Annotated in this window: 7 protein-coding genes; 5 read left to right on the forward strand and 2 right to left on the reverse strand. The window is 72.1% G+C overall.

All coding sequences use genetic code 11. The features are described from left to right. Nucleotides 1–917: 917 nt before the first annotated feature. Nucleotides 918–7,304: an RHS repeat-associated core domain-containing protein gene (locus tag GA0070558_RS20475; RefSeq protein ID WP_256092043.1), complete on the reverse strand. Its 6,387-nt coding sequence runs from the start codon at nucleotides 7,302–7,304 to the stop codon at nucleotides 918–920. Between the two features lie 340 nt (nucleotides 7,305–7,644). On the opposite strand from GA0070558_RS20475, the gene GA0070558_RS34880 reads away from it, so the two are divergent. Then, nucleotides 7,645–12,054, forward strand: coding sequence for a LamG-like jellyroll fold domain-containing protein (locus tag GA0070558_RS34880; protein WP_091282768.1), 4,410 nt, complete (start codon nucleotides 7,645–7,647; stop codon nucleotides 12,052–12,054). Nucleotides 12,055–12,115: 61 nt separating this feature from the next. Here the strand turns inward: GA0070558_RS34880 and GA0070558_RS20485 are convergent, their stop codons facing one another. Beyond that, nucleotides 12,116–13,156 (reverse strand): App1 family protein phosphatidate phosphatase, encoded by a 1,041-nt coding sequence (locus tag GA0070558_RS20485; RefSeq protein WP_043964328.1) that lies wholly within the window; start codon nucleotides 13,154–13,156, stop codon nucleotides 12,116–12,118. Nucleotides 13,157–13,319: 163 nt separating this feature from the next. On the opposite strand from GA0070558_RS20485, the gene GA0070558_RS20490 reads away from it, so the two are divergent. The 4 genes from GA0070558_RS20490 (at nucleotide 13,320) to GA0070558_RS20505 (ending at nucleotide 17,694) form a co-directional block, all read left to right on the forward strand. Then, the gene (locus tag GA0070558_RS20490) at nucleotides 13,320–14,936 is read left to right on the forward strand and encodes a glycosyltransferase family protein (protein WP_091282882.1); all 1,617 of its coding nucleotides are present in this window, start codon (nucleotides 13,320–13,322) and stop codon (nucleotides 14,934–14,936) included. A 64-nt stretch (nucleotides 14,937–15,000) separates the two neighbouring features. Beyond that, complete coding sequence (gene yaaA, locus GA0070558_RS20495) at nucleotides 15,001–15,816, forward strand: peroxide stress protein YaaA (RefSeq protein WP_091282770.1); 816 nt, start codon at nucleotides 15,001–15,003, stop codon at nucleotides 15,814–15,816. Between the two features lie 106 nt (nucleotides 15,817–15,922). After that, a complete protein-coding gene (locus tag GA0070558_RS20500; RefSeq protein WP_091282772.1) occupies nucleotides 15,923–16,630 on the forward strand; it encodes a hypothetical protein in 708 nt (235 codons plus the stop codon). A 107-nt stretch (nucleotides 16,631–16,737) separates the two neighbouring features. Next, nucleotides 16,738–17,694 (forward strand): TAXI family TRAP transporter solute-binding subunit, encoded by a 957-nt coding sequence (locus GA0070558_RS20505; RefSeq protein ID WP_091282884.1) that lies wholly within the window; start codon nucleotides 16,738–16,740, stop codon nucleotides 17,692–17,694.

Genomic DNA, 17,694 nt, shown 5'->3' on the forward strand with positions numbered 1-17,694 from the left:
GGTGGCCCGCGACACCCCGAACCCGGCCCCGAGGGTGGTCTTGTCCTCACCCTTGCGGAACCACACCAACACCAGAAGCGCCTGGTAGAAGCACGTCAACGCCCTCGCACGGCGGCGAGTGCGCACCGCCCGACGTTCGGCGTGCAGAAGCCGCGCCACGTGTCGCACCAGTTCCCTGGGGACGTCAAGCCTGGCAGAATACGTGATCACGTGGGGCCCTCTCGGAGACCGATTCCGTCGCAAGAACCTGTCTACCGATGGCTCCACGCCCATATCCAGCGCCGTCCGGTATGGACGTTAAGCCCGTGTCATCCCACTCGGCCGCCGAACCTTGCTGAGATCACCTCAATGGTCAGTTCGTTACATCTCCGGCCCACACACGGGCCTCCTTGATCCGTCTTAGTGCCTCGTCCCGAGCGGGCGCTATCTGCCGCACCGACCAGACGAGGCCAGGCCCGCCGGGGGGACAGGATCCACAGATACCGTTGATCTTGCCAAGCCACCGGTCAGCCTATAACCAGATCCCTGATCACCTACGACCGCCAACCCGAATGCGGACTTACCCGTCTAGCTACTTCTTTGATCCTCCCAGCCACAAGAGGTCCCTCCACAAGGCCCGCAAGAAGCCCAACTGCCCGTCAATGCTTCGCGCTCCAACCCCCAGCGAACTCACGAACTTCGACGTCGCAACAGCACAAGGAATCGCCACCAGGGATGCCAAAACTGAGGCAAGAACCGCGGCTGCTGCCAACCGTCCAAGAAGGTTTGCGGGGGCGCCGAAAGACACCGCCACGAGCAATGCCAATGCGGCGAAGAATCCCAACAGGAAGACTCGCATCGACTGCACCAGTAGCCTATACGTCAGACTGTTCCGAAAGGCCGCCAAGCCCACAACCACCCTTCCCGATAGTGCACGCCTACCAAAGGTCTACATGTCCCAACACCCACGAATAGGACAATCCAGCCTCGCCAAAAGAGACACCCGGCCCGCCGGAAACCTCGCCGCTTATACCGTAGATGTCACTGGATGTAGATTTCGAAAAGCCCGCCGTCCCGCCGACAGGCTGCTCAACGCCACCCTGGATGTAATACGACGAGCCTCCCTGGTCTCGCACGCCCCCATTAGACAGAGTCACGCCAGCGGATCCACCTATACCTACACCGGGGCCCATTCCCCCCTTAAAGCCGTGATAGGCACCAACGCCATCATGGTCGACTCCGATACACACTGAATACGATCCCGCACCGCCGATCTGCAGATTGGGTCCACCACAGACGGCGACCATCCACGTGGACGGCTCGGCTGGCGGCGGCGGCTGGTCGAGCGTGGGATCCCGATCATGGGGAAGTCCATCCCCCCACGGCGAGGGGGCGGGAGTAGGGGAGCCCATCACACGGGTGCCCACCGAAGGCTGCGGATAGGGCTTAGGCATGGGCTTCATACGAGGCGATGGCCGGTAAGTGCCTCGCTTCGATCTGGTCGATGACCAGCCATTCTTTTTACCCCATGCCTTGTTCTTCGCGGTGCCGCAGCCACCATGGCAGCCGCCGGCACCGCGACCATCACCCTTCTTCAAAGGCCGAGGGTCATAGCCATAGCAGTCGAAGTGGCGGCAGTCTTCAGGAATCATGCCGGTCGGATCGCTAGAGGTGATGGGGGTGTTGTTGGCGTAGGAATAGGCGTTCCACTGTTGTGGCTGAGCGACGTCCTGCAGCGGGTCGACGGAGGCGAAGCGTCCGATGACCGGGTCGTAGGCGCGGGCGCCGACGATGGTGAGCCCGGTCGGGCTGATCGGCTTGTTGAGGAACCCACGGTTGTCGGGAACGGCGACCGCCGCGCCTCGGGTCGCCCCGTACGGCGTGTACTGCCGCCAGGTGGGGTTCTGCGCGGTGTTGTCGAGGTACAGGGTCGGGGTGCCCTGGTGGTCGGCGATGGCGAACGTGTAGGCCGTGCCGCTGCCGGAGCGGATGCAACTACCACCGCCCGGGAGTGCGTGGTAGCGGTTGCCGTCGACGGCGTTGGTGGCGGTGTTGAGGGTGAGCTGCTGCCCCGGCAGGTAGAGGGTGGTCTTGCCGGGTTCCTTCTGCAGCAGGAGCTCACCGTCGGCGTCGTGGGTGAAGGTGTTGGTGCCGCTGGTGCCACCGGTGACGCTGGTCAGCTTGCCGGCATCGTCCCAGGCGAGGGTCTGGTTGCCCTGGGCGGCGTTGCGGCCGGTGGTGTTGCCGGCGGCGTCGTACGCGTAGGAGGTGCTCCCGGTCGCCCCGCCGCTGGTGGCGGTGGAGGTCAGGGTGTGGGGCTTGTTCTGCCCGTTGCCGTCGTAGGTGTAGGTGGTGGTCGTGTCGGTGCCGCCGGTCAGGTTGTGCTCGACCTGCTGGGTGCGGTTGCCGATCGGGTCGATGGTCCAGGTGGTCCAGTAGGCGCTGCCGGCGCCGACGGTGTTGCCGACCATGGTCTTGTCGGCGTTGGTCGGCGTGGTGGCGCAGGCGTCGGTGGCGGTCCACGCGTCGGTGAGGCGGGCGAGGCCGTCGTAGCCGTAGCACTGGGTCTCCGCCGGGGTGGTGACCCCGAGGCGCTTGCTGGTCTTGCGGGTGATGTTGCCGACCAGGTCGTACCTGTACTCCTGCTCGTCGACGGTGGCCGGGGTGGCCGTGGAGCGGGTGACGAGCTGGTTGGTCAGCCGGCTGGTGTGGGTGTCGTAGGTGTTGGTGACGTAGGCGGCGCTGGTGGCGGTGCCGAGACTCTGCTGGTTGACCCGACCCCAGGCGTCGTAGGTGACGCCGGTGGTGTAGGCGGCGAGGCCCGCGAGGGTGGTGGGCAGGTCCAGCACGCCGGAGTAGCCGTGCAGGACGGTCTCGGCGGGCAGGCTGCCCTTGGCCGGGTACGTGTCGGTCAGCGGCAGGCCCAGCACCGAGGTGTACGAGTGCCCGAAGACGTACGAGCCGGCGAGGGCGCCCTCGGTGGCGGGAACGGTGACGGTCTGCCCGAGGCTGCTGCCGAAGACGTTGAACGCCTTCTGCTGGGTCGTGAAGGGCTGGCCGTCGCGGTAGGCGATGGTGGTGGTGAGCTTGCCGACGGCGTTGGTGACCCCGGCGACGGCGTTGCTGTTGTCGTACACCCAGGCGGCGCGCTGATTCGCCGACGACTGGCTGGCCACGGTGGCAGCGTACTCGCCGGTCTTGCGGTCGAGGGCGTCGTAGGTGAACGACAGGGTCTTGGCGCGGCCGTCGGTGGACTGGACGAGGTTGCCGTTGGCGTCGTAGACCATGCTGCTGTTGCCGGCGTCGGGGTCGGACTTCGCCACGACCTGGCCGAGCAGGTTGTAGGTCGAGGTCCACACGTTGTTGTCGGCGTCGGTGAGCGTCGCCTGGTTGCCGCGGCTGTCGTAGCCGTACGTGCTGGTCGTGGCGGTGCCGCCGGTGACGGTGAAGTCGCCGGTGAAGGTGTCCGCCGGGGTGGTCACCGTCGGGCGGGCCTGGTATTCGTGCAGCTCCTTCTCCCGGCCCAGCGGGTCGGTGACGGTGGCCTTGACCACGCCACCCGTGGGCGGCACGACGGTGGTGCGGTCTCCGGCGTGGATCGTCGTGGTGGTGGAGACGGTGACGCCGTTCTTCGCCGCCGTGGTGACGATGGCGCGGCCGAGGCCGTCGTAGGTGGTGAAGGTCTGGTGGGGCACCTGCTTGCCGAGGGTCGCCGCCGACACCGGCGTGGTGACCGCGGGCGTGGTCGCGTCGTCCCACCAGCCGTTGTAGGACGCCCTGGTCCAGCCCCGGGTGTCGTAGAACGTGTCGGTGATCATCCGGCCGCCCTGCGGGGTGACCGTCTGCGTCTGCCGGCTGCGCAGCAGGGCGTCGTAGAGGGTGATCGAGGTCTGGTAGCCGTTGGAGTTGTTGAGCTTCTGGCTGGTCACCGCCGTCACGCCGGTCTTGGACACCGTGTAGGTGAACTTCTGGTTGGCGTTGCTGCTGGTCGCCCGGTTGTGCAACCAGACGGCGGTGGCGCGGCCGAGGGCGTCGTACTGCTGCCGGGTCACCACGCTGTTGGCGTCGGTGCTGGTGAGCATGCCGCCGCGCTTCGGGTTGATCGTGGCCGACGACGTCTGGAGCAGCGCATTGGTCGTCGACGTCCCGGTGACCAGGTTGACGGCGTTCATGGTGTAGCCGGTGCTGGTCTTGTTGTTCTTGGCGTCGTACTCGTCGACGACGCGGCCGTACGTGTCGTAGGTGGTCTTCCCGCTGGTCTGCCAGACGTAGGCGCCGGAGGTGTGGTCCCTGGCGAGCTGGGTGAGGGTGACGTCGCCCTTGGTCGGGGCGGCGGCCTGCGGGAACGTGGTGGCGAACGTCGGATCGTCGTAGAAGTTCCGCTCGACCTTGACCACCTGCGCCGGCCGGTTCACCGTCGCCGGGGCGGTCAGCGTGTTGACGCTGCCCGGTGCGGAGGCGGGGCTGCCCTGGGTGAAGCCGCCGCACGCCACCGACACCGTCTCGGTCTGGCTGACCAGCCCGGCCAGGTTCGCGCCCGCGTTGACCGGGGCGTACGTGTAGCTGGTGCACTGGTCGTACGCGGTGTTGACCGGCACCGTGTAGGTGTAGCTGTGCTTCAGCTCGCCGAAGGTGGCGCTGGCGGTGTTGGCGTCGTAGCTGTTGTCGCTGGCCGTGTAGCGCCAGGTCAGCGACGCGCCGCTGGTCACCGCCTGCCGCGCGTACGTCTTGATCGGCGCGACCCACTGTGCGGTCAGGGCCGACAGGCCGGTGCGCGAGCGGGTGGCGGTGGCCCCGGACACCCAGTAGGAGGTGATGGTGGAGGAGTCGACCCGGCCGCCCTCACCGAGATACTGGGTCGTCTCCAGCTCCCTGCCGGCGAGTTCGTCGATGTCCTCGTGGACACCGCCGGCGGAGTCGGTCAGGTTGACCACGGTGGTGGAGTTGTTCTTGCTCATGCCGCGGTGGTAGGCGACCTCGGACTGGGTGCGGCGGTCGTTGACGCCGTCGCCGGTAAAGGTGCGCACCTTGGCGTAGCCACGGAACTGCCCGTAGGTGCGGTACTTGGCCTTGACGACCTCGTTCTCGTCGTAGCGCCAGGCCGCCCCGCCGAGGTAGCTGTAGCTGGTCGACAGCGCCGGCGCCCCGCCGGTCGGGTCGGTGGAGGTGACGCGGGTGACCGCGTACTTGTGGAACCAGTCGAGCTTCGGGTTCACGTACCCGTCGGGGGTCCAGTAGACCGGGTAGCACGACTTGGTGTTGGTGGCCGGGGTGGTCGTCACCGGGGCGGTGCACGGCACCGGCAGCTCGTAGCTCGGGGAGATCACCGAGCCGGTCTCGGTGGTGATCGTGTTGATGCGCTGCCGGTAGAAGTTCGGCAGCCCGCCGGTGGTGTCGACCCGGTTGGCCAGCTTGACCCCGGTGAACGACACCGTCGGCAGGGTGATCGCCGCCGTCGAGCCGCCCGCGCTCGTGTCGTGGCCGGTGCGGGCGACCGACGTCAACCACAGCGTCGGGGAGGTGCCGTCGCCGGTGGCCGGCATGGTGTGCGACAGGGCGTACGAGTCGACCGCCTCGTACGCCGACGTGGCCGTGTTGTACTGCTGCGCCTCGATGGACGTCAGGCGGACCGTCGAGAAGAACGACGGGCTCCAGTCGTCGCAGTCGGTGCCGGAGTTGCAGATCAGGTCGAACGGCACGTCCGGCCAGTTCGCCTTGTTGGCCGAGTTCAGCGGCTGGCACGTCCCCGACAGGCAGCGGTCGCCGGTGGTGAACACCACCCGGTTCGGCACGGTGCCGTAGGCGTTGCCGTCGGTGAAGCCGTAGTCGATGCGCGCCAGGTTGCTGTCGCGCACGTACGACACGTCGGTGGCGCCCTTGTTGCGGCCGTAGAAGTTGGTGGCCTGCTGGTAGTAGTAGGCCATCGCGTTGCCGTGGACGTCCTTGACGTAGTCGAGGTTCCACCGGTAGGCCATCGTGCACACCGACGAGGAGAACCCGGCCGCGTTGTAGCACGGGTTCCCCGAGTGCGGCGAGTAGACGGGGGTGTGGTCGACGGACTTCGTCTCGGCCTTGCCCGACGTCCAGCCCGGCAGGCGGTTACGGCCGAACTCGTACACCGTGCCGTCGCGCAGCGTCACCCGCCAGTAGTCGGTGTTGTAGGTGCCGGTGCCGTTGTTCGAGTTCACGACGTGGGTGATCACCTCGCCGTTGTCCGACTCCGGCTTCCACTCGCTGTTGCCCGAGTCCCACACCAGCGACGTCGACGACCCGTTCAGCGACAGGGTCAGGATCGGCCCGTCGTAGCAGCGGTCGTAGGTCTTGACCGGCGAGGCGCTGCCGCCCGGATCGTCCATGCAGGAGGCGAAGGTCTGCTCCACGTACGAGCGGGGCGTCGACCAGCCGTCGCCCACCCACGACGACTGGGCGTTCGTCGACGCGGTCTGCCCGTCGACGCTGCCCGAGTCGTAGGAGAGGGCCACCGTGGGCACCAGGTCCGACGCCGCCGGCGGCACCGTCACCGGATACGAGTACGTGAACGAGCCCGTGTTCCCGCCGCCGGTCCACGAGCCGGACGGCTTGAGGTCGGTGGCCGCGTAGGTGCCGCCGTTGCCGCCCTCCTCGCCGGCTGCGGCCACCGCCGCCAGCACCACGCGCGCGCCGGACGCCGACGCGGTCATCGGCACCTCGGCCGAGACGGTCCGCGCCGCCGGGTCGTTGGTGGACGCCAGGGGCTGCGCCGTGCGGCACGCCGCCGCCTTCGGCGTGGTCAGCGCGCACTCGGGCAGCCGGACCAGCCGCAGCCGCGACCCGTAGTTGCCGCCGAACGCCTCCGCGAAGCCCGCGTAGTCCACGCCGACCCGCGCCGCGCCCGACGACCGGTCCGGCGTCACCGACAGCAGCACGCCGTCGACGCCGGCCGCCTCGGCGGCCTTGCGGCCGGCCACCGTCACCGCGAGCCGCTTCGGCCCGGAGGATTGTCCGCTTTTGACAGCCACCGGCTGCGCCCACACCGGCGTGCCCGCCGCCCGCGCCTTCGGCGACCCCGCCGACAACGCCTGCGGTGTCCCCAACGCGACCTGCGCCGACGCGGCGGCCGGCCACACCGTCCGTGCGGGGCGGTGGGTCGACTTCGCGTCGTCGCGCGGCGTGACGAACCGCGTCGGCATCGGCTTGACGCCCTTCACCGACGGGCCCGGTGACGTCGCGGGCGGCTTCGCCGCGCCCTCGCCCTTCGGCTTCGCGGCGGCCGGCGTGCCCGACCACAACCCCGCCACCAGCGCCGTCGACACGACCACCGCGACCAACCGTCTCGGTCCAGTCAACAGGCGTGTTCCCCCGTGCCCGACCATGCGCGCTCCACTCCACAGAAGACAGAAAGCCACGCAGCGTGCCCGAACGAGCACCCGCGTGGCGCGAACAATGTTTCACGTCCACTCAGGCCGGAGGTCACGGCAAGGTAACGATAGGAGGGTGGCGCGCGGATCAAATGCGCCACAGGGAGTCCGAAAGGGACAACCCGGTGTGATGTTCGGCGTTCCCCGTGGTCGCGCGGGCTGATTCACTGTGCCCGCCCACCGGACGCGATCCCGCGTCCGCCGGACACACGCACGGGGGAGAAACCACTCCATGCCCTTGAACAGCCCTTCTATCAGGACAACCGGGGTGAAGGCGATCGGGTCGGTCGTCGCGACGAGTGTCGTCGCGGCGGGCGCGGCCATCGCCCTGGCCGCCCCGCCGGCCGCCGCCGCAGCCCCTGTGGCACCCGTCGAGAGGCCGGCCGCCGGCCCGCTCGGCGTGGACCGGGCCATGGCCGAGGCGCGACGCACGGGCCGGCCCGTCGAGGCGACCGCCGCCGGCAGCTCCACCTCCACCGTGACCGCCCGCCCCGACGGCACCGTCGAGCTGACCCAGACCGCCGTGCCCACCCGCACCCGCGTCGACGGGAAGTGGCGCAGCCTCGACCCGACCCTGGTCCGCCACCCCGACGGCAGCATCACCCCGACCGTGACCACGAACCAGGTCCGGCTCTCCCCCGGCGGCACCGGCCCCCTCGCCGAACTGACGAGCGGCGACCGCGCGCTGTCGCTCACCGCGCCGATGGCGCTGCCCGCGCCCACGTTGTCCGGGCCCACCGCCACCTACCCCGAGGTGCTGCCCGGCATCGACCTCACCGTCCGGGTCACCGGCGAGGGCGGCTTCTCCCACGTCTTCGTCGTCAAGAACCGCCAGGCCGCCCGGCACCCCAAGCTGGCCACCCTCGACCTGACCACCACCACCCGGGGCGTCACCCTCACCGCCGACACCACCGGCAACATCACCGGCCGCGACCGCGCCGGACAGGCCGTCCTCACCGCACCCGCCCCGACCATGTGGGACTCCGCCACCGGCCGCAACGAGCGGCCCACCGCCGCATCGAGCGCCGCCGCGCCGGGCCGGACCGCGAGGAGCGCCCCCATCGGCGTACGGATGGCCCCCGGCACGCTGCGCCTGTCCCCCGACCGGAAGCTGTTCGACGACCCGGACACCGTCTACCCCGTCTACGTCGACCCCACGTTCAACTGGACGCCCGTCGGGCCCAAGATGTCCGGCTGGGCCACGATCTCCTACCAGCACCAGTCCACCAACTTCTGGAAGGACACCCCCGACCTCATCGGCCGCATGCAGGTCGGCAACTCCGGCAGCCAACGCTCCCAGACCCTGGTCAACTTCCCCGTCCCGTACAGCACCCTCGCCGGGGCCGAGATCTACGACGCCATCTTCAGGATCACCAACACCAAGTCGTGGAACTGCACCGACAAGACCGTCAACATCTACGCCCCCGCGACCACCCTGACCTCCGGCAACGCCACCTGGAACCACTGGGAGGGCGTCACCAAAGGCAGCGTCGTGACCTCCAAGAGCTTCGCCTACGGCTACAGCGGCTGCGACGCCGACGCCGTCTCCTTCGACGTCACCAACCAGATCGAAGCCGACGTCACCGCCAAGAAGCCCACCCGCACCCTGTGGATGATCGCCGCCAACGAGGCCAGCGACACCCAGAGCTGGAAGGAGTTCCTCGAAACCAGCCCCACCCTCACCATCCGCTACAACCACAAGCCCAACACCCCGACGGGGATGACCACCTCACCCACCACGTCCTGCGCCGCCGCCAGCCCCACCGTCGTCGGCGACACCTCGGTCTCGCTCTACGCCCCGGTCTCCGACACCAACCGCGGCACCCTCGGCGTGACCTTCAAGCTGTGGAAGGCCAGCGCGCCCGGGACGCTGCTGGTCAACACCAACCCGAACCTGCTGACGTACTCGTCCGGCAGCACCGCCGTGTACGTCGTGCCCCGCGCGACCCTCGCCGCCGCCGCCGGCGTCACCGGGACCAGCAACGGCGTGCCGACCACCTTCGCCTGGCAGGTCCAGGCCACCGACTTCCGCACCCCCAGCAACTGGTCGGCCACCTGCCGGTTCACCTTCGACGCGACCCGCGCCGGACCGCCGCGGATCTCGCCGCCCGCCCAGACCACCGTCGGCGTCCAGGCCACCTTCACCGTCGCGCCACCCGTGGGCGGCACGCTGCCGACCGGCTACACCTACCAGCTGAACGCCGCGCCGCCGGTGACCATCACCGCCGACGCCAGCGGCAACGCGACGATTCCCGTCCGACCCACCCGGCTGACGAACACACTCTCCGTCACCAGCGTCACGGCGGCGGGCCAGAACTTCGGCGAGACCGACACCCTGACCTTCAACGCCATCCCCCCGGCCACTCCGGCGGCCGACGGTGACCTCACCGGCGACGGCCGGGCCGACCTGCTGAACGTGGGCTCCGCCAACAACCTCGCGGCGGGGATCTGGCTGGCGGAGAACAACGGCGCGGCCGGCGTCAACCCGAGCATCAGCAACATCGGCGCTCGGGGCAACGGGGTCTCCGGGAGCAACTCACCGTCCGACTTCGACGGCACCCAGGTCGTCAGCGGTCGCTTCCTGGGCGGCAGCTTCCAGGACGTCCTGGTCTACTACCCGGCCGCCGACCCCGTCCGCGCGGAGCTGATCGCCGGCAACGGCGACGGCTCGGTGCTGCGCCCCGAGCGGGTCGAGAACCAGTTCGGCATCGAGGGCTCGTTGCTGAACGACCCGAACGGCAACCCGCCGATCCAGCTCGCCAACGCCGGCGACAGCCGGCAGGCCGGCTCCGGCTACCCCGACCTGATCGGGACCAGCGGGGACGCCGCCAACGGCTACTTCCTCACCTACTATCCCAACTTCGGCATCCCCGGCGGCTACCTCGGCACCCAGCACACCACCGCGTCGACCCCGACCGGTGGCACGGACTGGAACAACTGGCGCATCGCCACCGCCGAGGCGTCGGACGGCACCGCCATGTTCCTGTGGAACCGGACCACCGGCGCGCTGCACCTGTGGACCGGCCTCGCGTTCAGCCAGGACACCGGGCAGCTCACCTACACCGCCCGCACCCTCGCGGCGTCCGCCTGGAACACCGGCGCGAACCTGAGCCTGCGCGCGGGCGACATCAACGGCGACGGCACCGTGGACCTGTGGACCGTGGCCGCCGACGCCGCCACGACCGCCTGGCTGGTGACCGGCCTCCAGGCCGGCAGCGCCACCGTCACGGCGCAGCCGAAGCAGACCCTGATCACCTCGGACCACACCTGGAAGTTCGACGACCTCGGCGACGGGGCGGTCACGACCGCGACGGACGTCACCGGCGGCAGCGCGCTGACCGCCTCCGGCGGCGACGCCTACTGGCGCAGCGACGACCTGTTCAGCCCGGCCCTCATCATGAACACCGACGAGACCGGCACCACGGTGAACCCCACGGGCGACGGGGCGCTGACGGTCAACAGCCCGCTGATCGACACCACGAAGTCGTTCAGCATCTCGGTCTGGGCCAAGCCGACCGCGGCGGGCGGGGTCATCGCCAGCGAGGACGGCGCCAACGCGTCGCGCTTCCTGCTGTGGAACAACACGAGCGACAACACGTGGCGCTTCGGCATGGGCAACGCCGACAGCGGCTGGTCGTACACCCAGGTGGTGACGCCGGCCGGGACGGCGCTCGGCGTCTGGACGCACCTGGTGGCGACCTTCAACGCCAAGACCCGGACGATCTCGCTGTACGTGAACGGGGTGCTCAAGGGCAGCGCCCAGTTCACCGCGACGCCGACGTGGCCCAGCGGCGGCAAGTTCGTCGTCGGCCGCTACCTCTACCAGGGCCAGCCCACCGCCTACTACGCCGGGATGATCAGCAACCTCCAGGTGTGGAAGCGGGCGCTCACCCCGACCCAGGTGGGGGCCACCAACATCGTGCCGGCGACCGGGGCACGCACCCCGTTCGGCGCGACCACCTGGACGCCGCCCGGCACCGGGACCACGGAGACGGACATCTACGCGGCCGACACCGCCGGCAACCTGTGGCGGTACCGCAAGCAGAACGCGCAGGTGGGCACCCCGCGGCTGATGTCGACCGGGTGGAACCAGTTCACCGTCTTCGGCATCGCCGACTGGGACCACGACGGCAACCAGGACATCGTGGTCCGCGACAACACCTCCTGCGAGCTGCAGGTCTTCCTCGGCACGGCCGACGACCTGAGCGCCACGCCGACGTTCCTGGGCAACCAGTGGTGCAACTACCGCCCGTACGGGGTGGCCGACTGGAACCGCGACGGCTTCCAGGACGTGATCACGGCGGGATCCACCAACGACCTGTGGGTGTATCCCGGCGACCTAGCCGGCGGCACGAGCGCCCGGGTGGACATCGGCGACGGCTGGTCGACCGGCTACGCCCCGTACGGCATCGCCAACGTCGTCGGCGATGCCACGCCGGACGTCTACGCCCGGGTGGCGAGCACCGGCATCCTGCGGTTGTACGACTTCCCGGCGGTCAGCATCACCCAGGTCGGCGTGGGCTGGGGCGGTTACACCGCGTTCGGCCTGACCGACTTCAACCGCGACGGCAAACCCGACGTCGTCGCCCGGGAGAACTCGACGGGGATCCTGTGGCTGTATCCCGGCGCGTCGGCGGGCCTGTTGAGCGCCCGCAGCCAGATCACCACCGGCTGGTGACGTAGGGCGACCGGCCGGCCGGGCTGACGGGCCCGGCCGGCCGGTGCCGAGCGGGGGCGGGTCAGACCAGGCCGGCGTCGCGCAGCAGCTTCCACAGGCCCGCGCCGTCCGGCGCGGAGAGCCACTTCTGCCCCACGGGGCCCGAGGAGGAACTGCCCGACGGGGTGGGCAGGCTGCCGGCGAGCACCGACTGGGTGGGTGACAGCCGGCGGATCGCCACGCCGGCCACGTTGTCGGGGTGCCCGGCGGCGAACTCGCGGTAGATCTCCGGGTCGTGCTGGCCGTCGTCGCCGATGAGCAGCCAGCGCACGTCGGGGAACTCCCGCGACAGCCGGGCCAGGGTGGCGCGCTTGTGTTCCCGGCCGCTGCGGAACCACCGGTCGGCCGTCGGCCCCCAGTCGGTGAGCAGCAGCGGCCCGGCCGGGTAGAGGTGCCGGGACAGGAACCGGGTCAGCGTCGGCGCGACGTTCCACGCGCCCGTGGACAGGTAGAACACGGGCGCGCCGGGGTGGGCGGTGACGAGGCGCTCGTAGAGCACCGCCATGCCGGGCACTGCGGCGCGGGCGTGCTCGTCGAGGACGAAGGTGTTCCACGCGGCGAGCAGCGGACGCGGCAGGGCGGTCACCATGACCGTGTCGTCGATGTCGGAGAGGATGCCGAACCGGACGTTCGGGTCGAGGACGCGGATCAGTGCCTCCACCGGCTCGGCGTCGGCGACGCTGAGGCGCACCGACGCCCAGCCGGGGGTCAGGTCGGCCTCGACGACGGTGTCGACGAAGCCGCTGCGGTCGGCCTTCGCCTCGTGCGTCACCCCGCCGGCCTCGATGGTGACCGTCACGTGCTTGGCGGGCAGGGTGGTGAAGCTGCGCCAGCCGCGCACCTTCTCCAGCCGCTGCCGGGACCGGGTGTCGGGGCGGCCGAGCAGCACCCGGCACAGCACCCGAGCCCAGCCGGGGGCGCCGTAGCCGGCGTACGCGATGATGTTGGTCTGCCACCCGGTGCGCCGCAGCCGACGCTCGACCAGGTTGTGCACGGCGTCCTCGAACCGCGCGGCCCGGTGCAGGTTCGGTACGGCCAGTTCGCCGGCGGGTGTCGGTGGCACACGGCAACCCTGCCACACCGCGGCGACGTCGGCCACGCGAGCCGCCGGCTCCGCGACGGCCGCACGGGCGACCTCGGCCCGCCCCCCGGTCTGCGGCGATCCGGCCCGGCGCGTCCCGGGCGCGTGACACACTCCGGTCGGGGCGACGACGGGGGCGTTGGTCGTGTCGACAGCTGTGCGGGACCGTGGGCGGTGGCGTCCGGCGCTCGACCGGCCGGCGCTGGCGGCGCTGCTGCTCGGGCTGGCCGGGTTCGGCTACCGGCTGGTCCTCACGCTGCTCACGGTGCCCGTGTCGAACAGCGACGAGGCCACCTTCGGCCTGGCCGCGCTGCACATCGCCGCCGGCCGCGAGCACCCCGTGTTCCTGTACGGGCAGCGCTACATGGGCATGGCGGAGGCGTACCTGGCGGCGCCGCTGGTCGCCGTCGCCGGGCCGAGCTGGCCGGTGCTGCGGCTGCCGGTGCTGGCGCTGTGGGCGCTGTTCGTGTTCCTGGCCTACCGGCTGACCCGGCGGATCTGCGCGCCCTGGTTCGCCGTGCTGGTCGTCGGCCTGCTCGCGCTCGGCCCGGAGCGGGTGCTGCGCGACCAGTTGCAGGCGGTCGGCGGGCGGCCCGAGGTGAAGCCGGCGGTGCTGGCGATCCTGCTGGTGGCGGTGGGGCTGGCCGACGGGCGAATGCGGTCCCGGCCACTGGCGGCCGGGGTGGCGGGGCTGCTGGCCGGGCTGGCCGTCTGGTCGGACTGGCTGATCGTGCCGTACCTGGCGGCGGCCGTCCTGCTGCTGGCCTGGGTGCTGCGCCGGGAGCTGCTCGGTTGGTGCGGGGCGGCGCTGGCCGCCGGGTTCGCCGTCGGGGCGGTGCCGCTGATCGTCGACAGCCTGCGCGCGCCGCCGGGGCAGGACTCGCTGTCGGTGGTGCGGCGGATCAGCGGGGAGGCCGGCGCGGCGCCGCCGCTGGCCGAGCGGCTGCGCGGCGGGCTGCTGGAGGGGGTGCCGCTGGCCACCGGGCTGTGCCCGGCCGGCGGCTGCGCCCGCTGGCAGCAGTGGTTCGGGGTGGCCTACCCCCTGCTGCTGGTCGCCGCCGCGGTGCTCGCGCTGGTCGCGTACCGGCGGGCCGCCGCCCGGCCGGCCGGCGACCGGGTCGGGCCGGCCGCGCAGCTCGCCCTGGTCGCGGGCGCGGCGTCGACCCTCGCGGCGTACGTGCGCAGCCCGCTGGCCGCCACCGACCCGCTGAACAACGCCCGCTACCTGTCGGTGCTGCAGCTGTCGCTGCCGGTGGTGCTGTGGCCGCTGTGGGTGGCGGCCCGGCACGTGTGGCGGGGCCCGGCGGGCGCGGCCGGGCGGCTCGCCGGGGCGTCGGCGACGGCCGCGCTGGCGGGGCTGGTCGCCACGGCGTTGGCCGCCACCGGCCTGTTCGTGGCGGGTCTCGGGCCGCTGCGCGTCGAGGAGCGGCAGGCCCGGCAACTGGCCGACGTGGTGCGCCGGGCGGGGCTGCAAGCGGTGTACGGCGAGTACTGGACCTGCAACCGGCTGGTCTTCGAGACGGCGGAGGAGGTGCTCTGCGGGGTGCTCGACGGGCGGCTCATGCCGGGGCAGAACCGGTACCGGCCGTACTGGCGGCAGGTGGCGCTGGCCGACCGGCCCGGTTACGTGCTGGTGGCCGGCGGCCCGGCCGACCGGCGGCTGCGGGAGCTGCTCGGCCCGCGCGCCGGGGCGGCGCTGCGCGCCGAGGTCGGCCGGTATCGCGTGTACCACCCGGAGACGGCCGTGCGGCCGTGGCGCTGAGCGGGGTGCGTACGCTGGCCCGACCGGCGCGCACGTCGCCGGGTGCGCGAGGAGTCGTGAGGCGATGCTCATCCTGCTGCCGCCCTCGGAGGGCAAGGCCGACGCCGGGACCGGCCGGCGGCTGGACCTGACCCGGCTGTCCCTGCCCGAGCTGACCGACGCCCGCGCGCGGGTGCTGGCGGCGCTGGTGGGGCTCTGCGTGGGCCCGGCCGGGCCGGGGGCCCCGGAGGAGACGGCGGCTCTGGAGGCGCTGGGGCTGACCCCGGGGCTGGCCGGCGAGCTGCGCCGCAACGCGCGGCTGGAGCGGGCGGCCACCGCCGAGGCGGGCCGGCTCTACACGGGCGTGCTGTACGAGGCCCTCGACCTGGCCACGTTGCCGGCGGCGGCGCAGCGGGCGGCCCGCCGGTCGGTGCTGATCAGCTCCGGGCTGTGGGGCGCGGTGCGGCTCACCGACCGCATCCCGCCGTACCGGTGCCCGATCGGGGCGCGGCTGCCCGGCGTGGGGGCGCTGTCGGCGTACTGGCGGCGGGAGCTGGGGCCGGCGCTGGAGGCGGCGGCCGGGCGCGGCCCGGTGCTGGACCTGCGCTCCGGCGCGTACGCGGCGACGTGGACCCCGCGCGGCGAGCTGGCGGAGCGGACGGTGACCGTGCGGGTGCTGCACGAGCGGGACACCCCCTCCGGGCCGGTCCGCAGCGTGGTGAGCCACTTCAACAAGGCGACGAAGGGGCGGCTGGTGCGCGACCTGCTCACCGCCGGGGCCCGGCCGCGCACCGCCGACGGGCTGGTGGCCGCCCTGCGGGAGGCGAAGTACACGGTGCTGGAGCAGCCCGTGGCGGCCGGGCGGCCCCGGGCGGTCGACGTGGTGGTGACGCAGTTGTGACGCTCTGAACTGTCGCAAGATTTCCTCAAGCCTGGCGGCCACGGGTACCACCGGGCCGTCCGGCGGGCCACGGTATGGGGTATCCGACGCCGACAAGGAGACTGTGGTGCCCCTCGAACCCACGCTGCTCGACCGGCCTCGTCTTCCGGCGACCCCGGCCCCGCTGGACTGGGTGACCCTCGCCGACGCGTTCGAGGTGGCCTGCCTGTTGCGCTGCGTGTCCGCGCCGGCCGCCCCGGCCGCACCCGTCCGGGCCGGGCGGCGACCGGCGGCCCCCGCCCACCCGCACGCCGGCCCCGCCGCCGAGTTCAACCGGGAGGACGCGGCGCACCGGATGCGTCAGCTCCTGGCCCGGCTGGAGATCCCGGTGCGGCACGAGGTGACCACCGGTGGCCTGCGCCGCCGCTACGAGCTGCACCGCCTCCAGGTGGCCCGCGAGCACCGGGCGGCGTACGCGGCGCTGGTGGAGACCGGCTGGCGGCAGGGTCGCCGGGAGCTGCTCGGCGGGCCCGCGTCGGGGGCGTCGGCGCCGCGCCGGACGTGGCGGCCCCGGCTGGCCGCCGCGGCGTGGCGGGCGTCGCTGCTGGCCGGCGGCCGGCACGTGCGCCGGCACATCCTCGGGATCCGGCTGACCGACCGGGAGCTGGCCGCCGTGCTGGTCCGGGGGGCCGCCCTGCTGGAGGTGCCCGCCCTGCTGCGGCCCGGCGCGGGCTGCTTCGTGGTGAGCGTGGCCGACGGCCCGGACCGGGACCGCATCCTGCACAGCGTCACCCTGGACCCGGCGACCGGGCCGGGGGTGGCCGCCGTCGGCTGACCGGCCCCGCGCACCGGCCCCGCGCACCGGCGGGGACGGGACCGGCCAGCGGCGGGCGCGGCCCGTGGGCTTGCGCGGGCGGCGGTGCACCGCGCAGAGTGCACCGGGTGAGCCGTAGCTGGACTGTGCCCCCGCGCGCCGCCGGCGTGGCGGCGCTGCTGCTGGTGCTGGTCGCGGCGGCGCCCGGGCTCGCCGGCTGCCAGGACTCGCCGGGCGAACCGGTGCCGATCCGCATCGCCACCGGCAGCCCCACGGCCGTCTACCACGCGTTCGGCCGGTCGCTGGCCGGCATCCTCAACCGGGAGCTGCCCGGGGTGCGGGCGAGCGTGGTGGTGACCGCCGCCTCGGCGGAGAACATGCGCCTGGTGGGCGCGGGCCAGGCCGAGCTGGGCTTCACCCAGGCCGACGTGCTGCCCACCGAGCGGGAGGAGCACCCGAGGGTCCTGGCGGTGGCGCGGGTCTACGACGACCTGCTGCACCTGGTCACCACGGCCGGCAGCCCGGTCCGCAGGGTGGCCGACCTGCGGGGCCGGCGGGTCTCCGTCGGCGCGCCCGGCTCCGGCACGGAGGTCACCGCCACCCGGCTGCTGGAGGTCGCCCACCTCGGCGGCACCGCCGTGCGTCGGGAACGGCTCGGCCTCGACGACTCCGTCGCCGCGCTGCGCGCCGGCCGCATCGACGCGTTCTTCTTCTCCGGCGGGCTGCCGGTGCGCGGCGTCAAGGAACTCGCCGCCGGCAGCGCCGTGCGGATCGTCGACCTGGGCGAGTGGACCGAGCCGCTGCGGCGCAGCTACCGCGAGGTCTACGTGTCCCGCGACATCCCCCGCTCGGTGTACGGGGTGGAGCCGGTCACGACCGTGGCGAACCCGAACTACCTGGTGGTCCGGGCGGACCTGCCGGAGCCGCTGGTGCGCGAGGTGACCCGGCTGCTGATGGAGCGCCGGGCGGAGCTGGCGGCGGCCCACCCGGCGGCCGGCCGGATGAGCCCCCGGTCGGCGATCGCCACCGCCCCGCTGCCGCTGCATCCGGGGGCCGCCGCCTGGTACCGGTCGGCCAAGCCCTGA

This window comes from Micromonospora haikouensis (assembly GCF_900091595.1).
GTDB classification, from domain to species: Bacteria; Actinomycetota; Actinomycetes; order Mycobacteriales; family Micromonosporaceae; genus Micromonospora; species Micromonospora haikouensis.

Bases quoted from the DNA above. Each gene is read 5' to 3' on its own strand.
- yaaA (WP_091282770.1), top strand. From the start codon at position 15,001: ATGCTCATCCTGCTGCCGCCCTCGGAGGGCAAGGCCGACGCCGGGACC.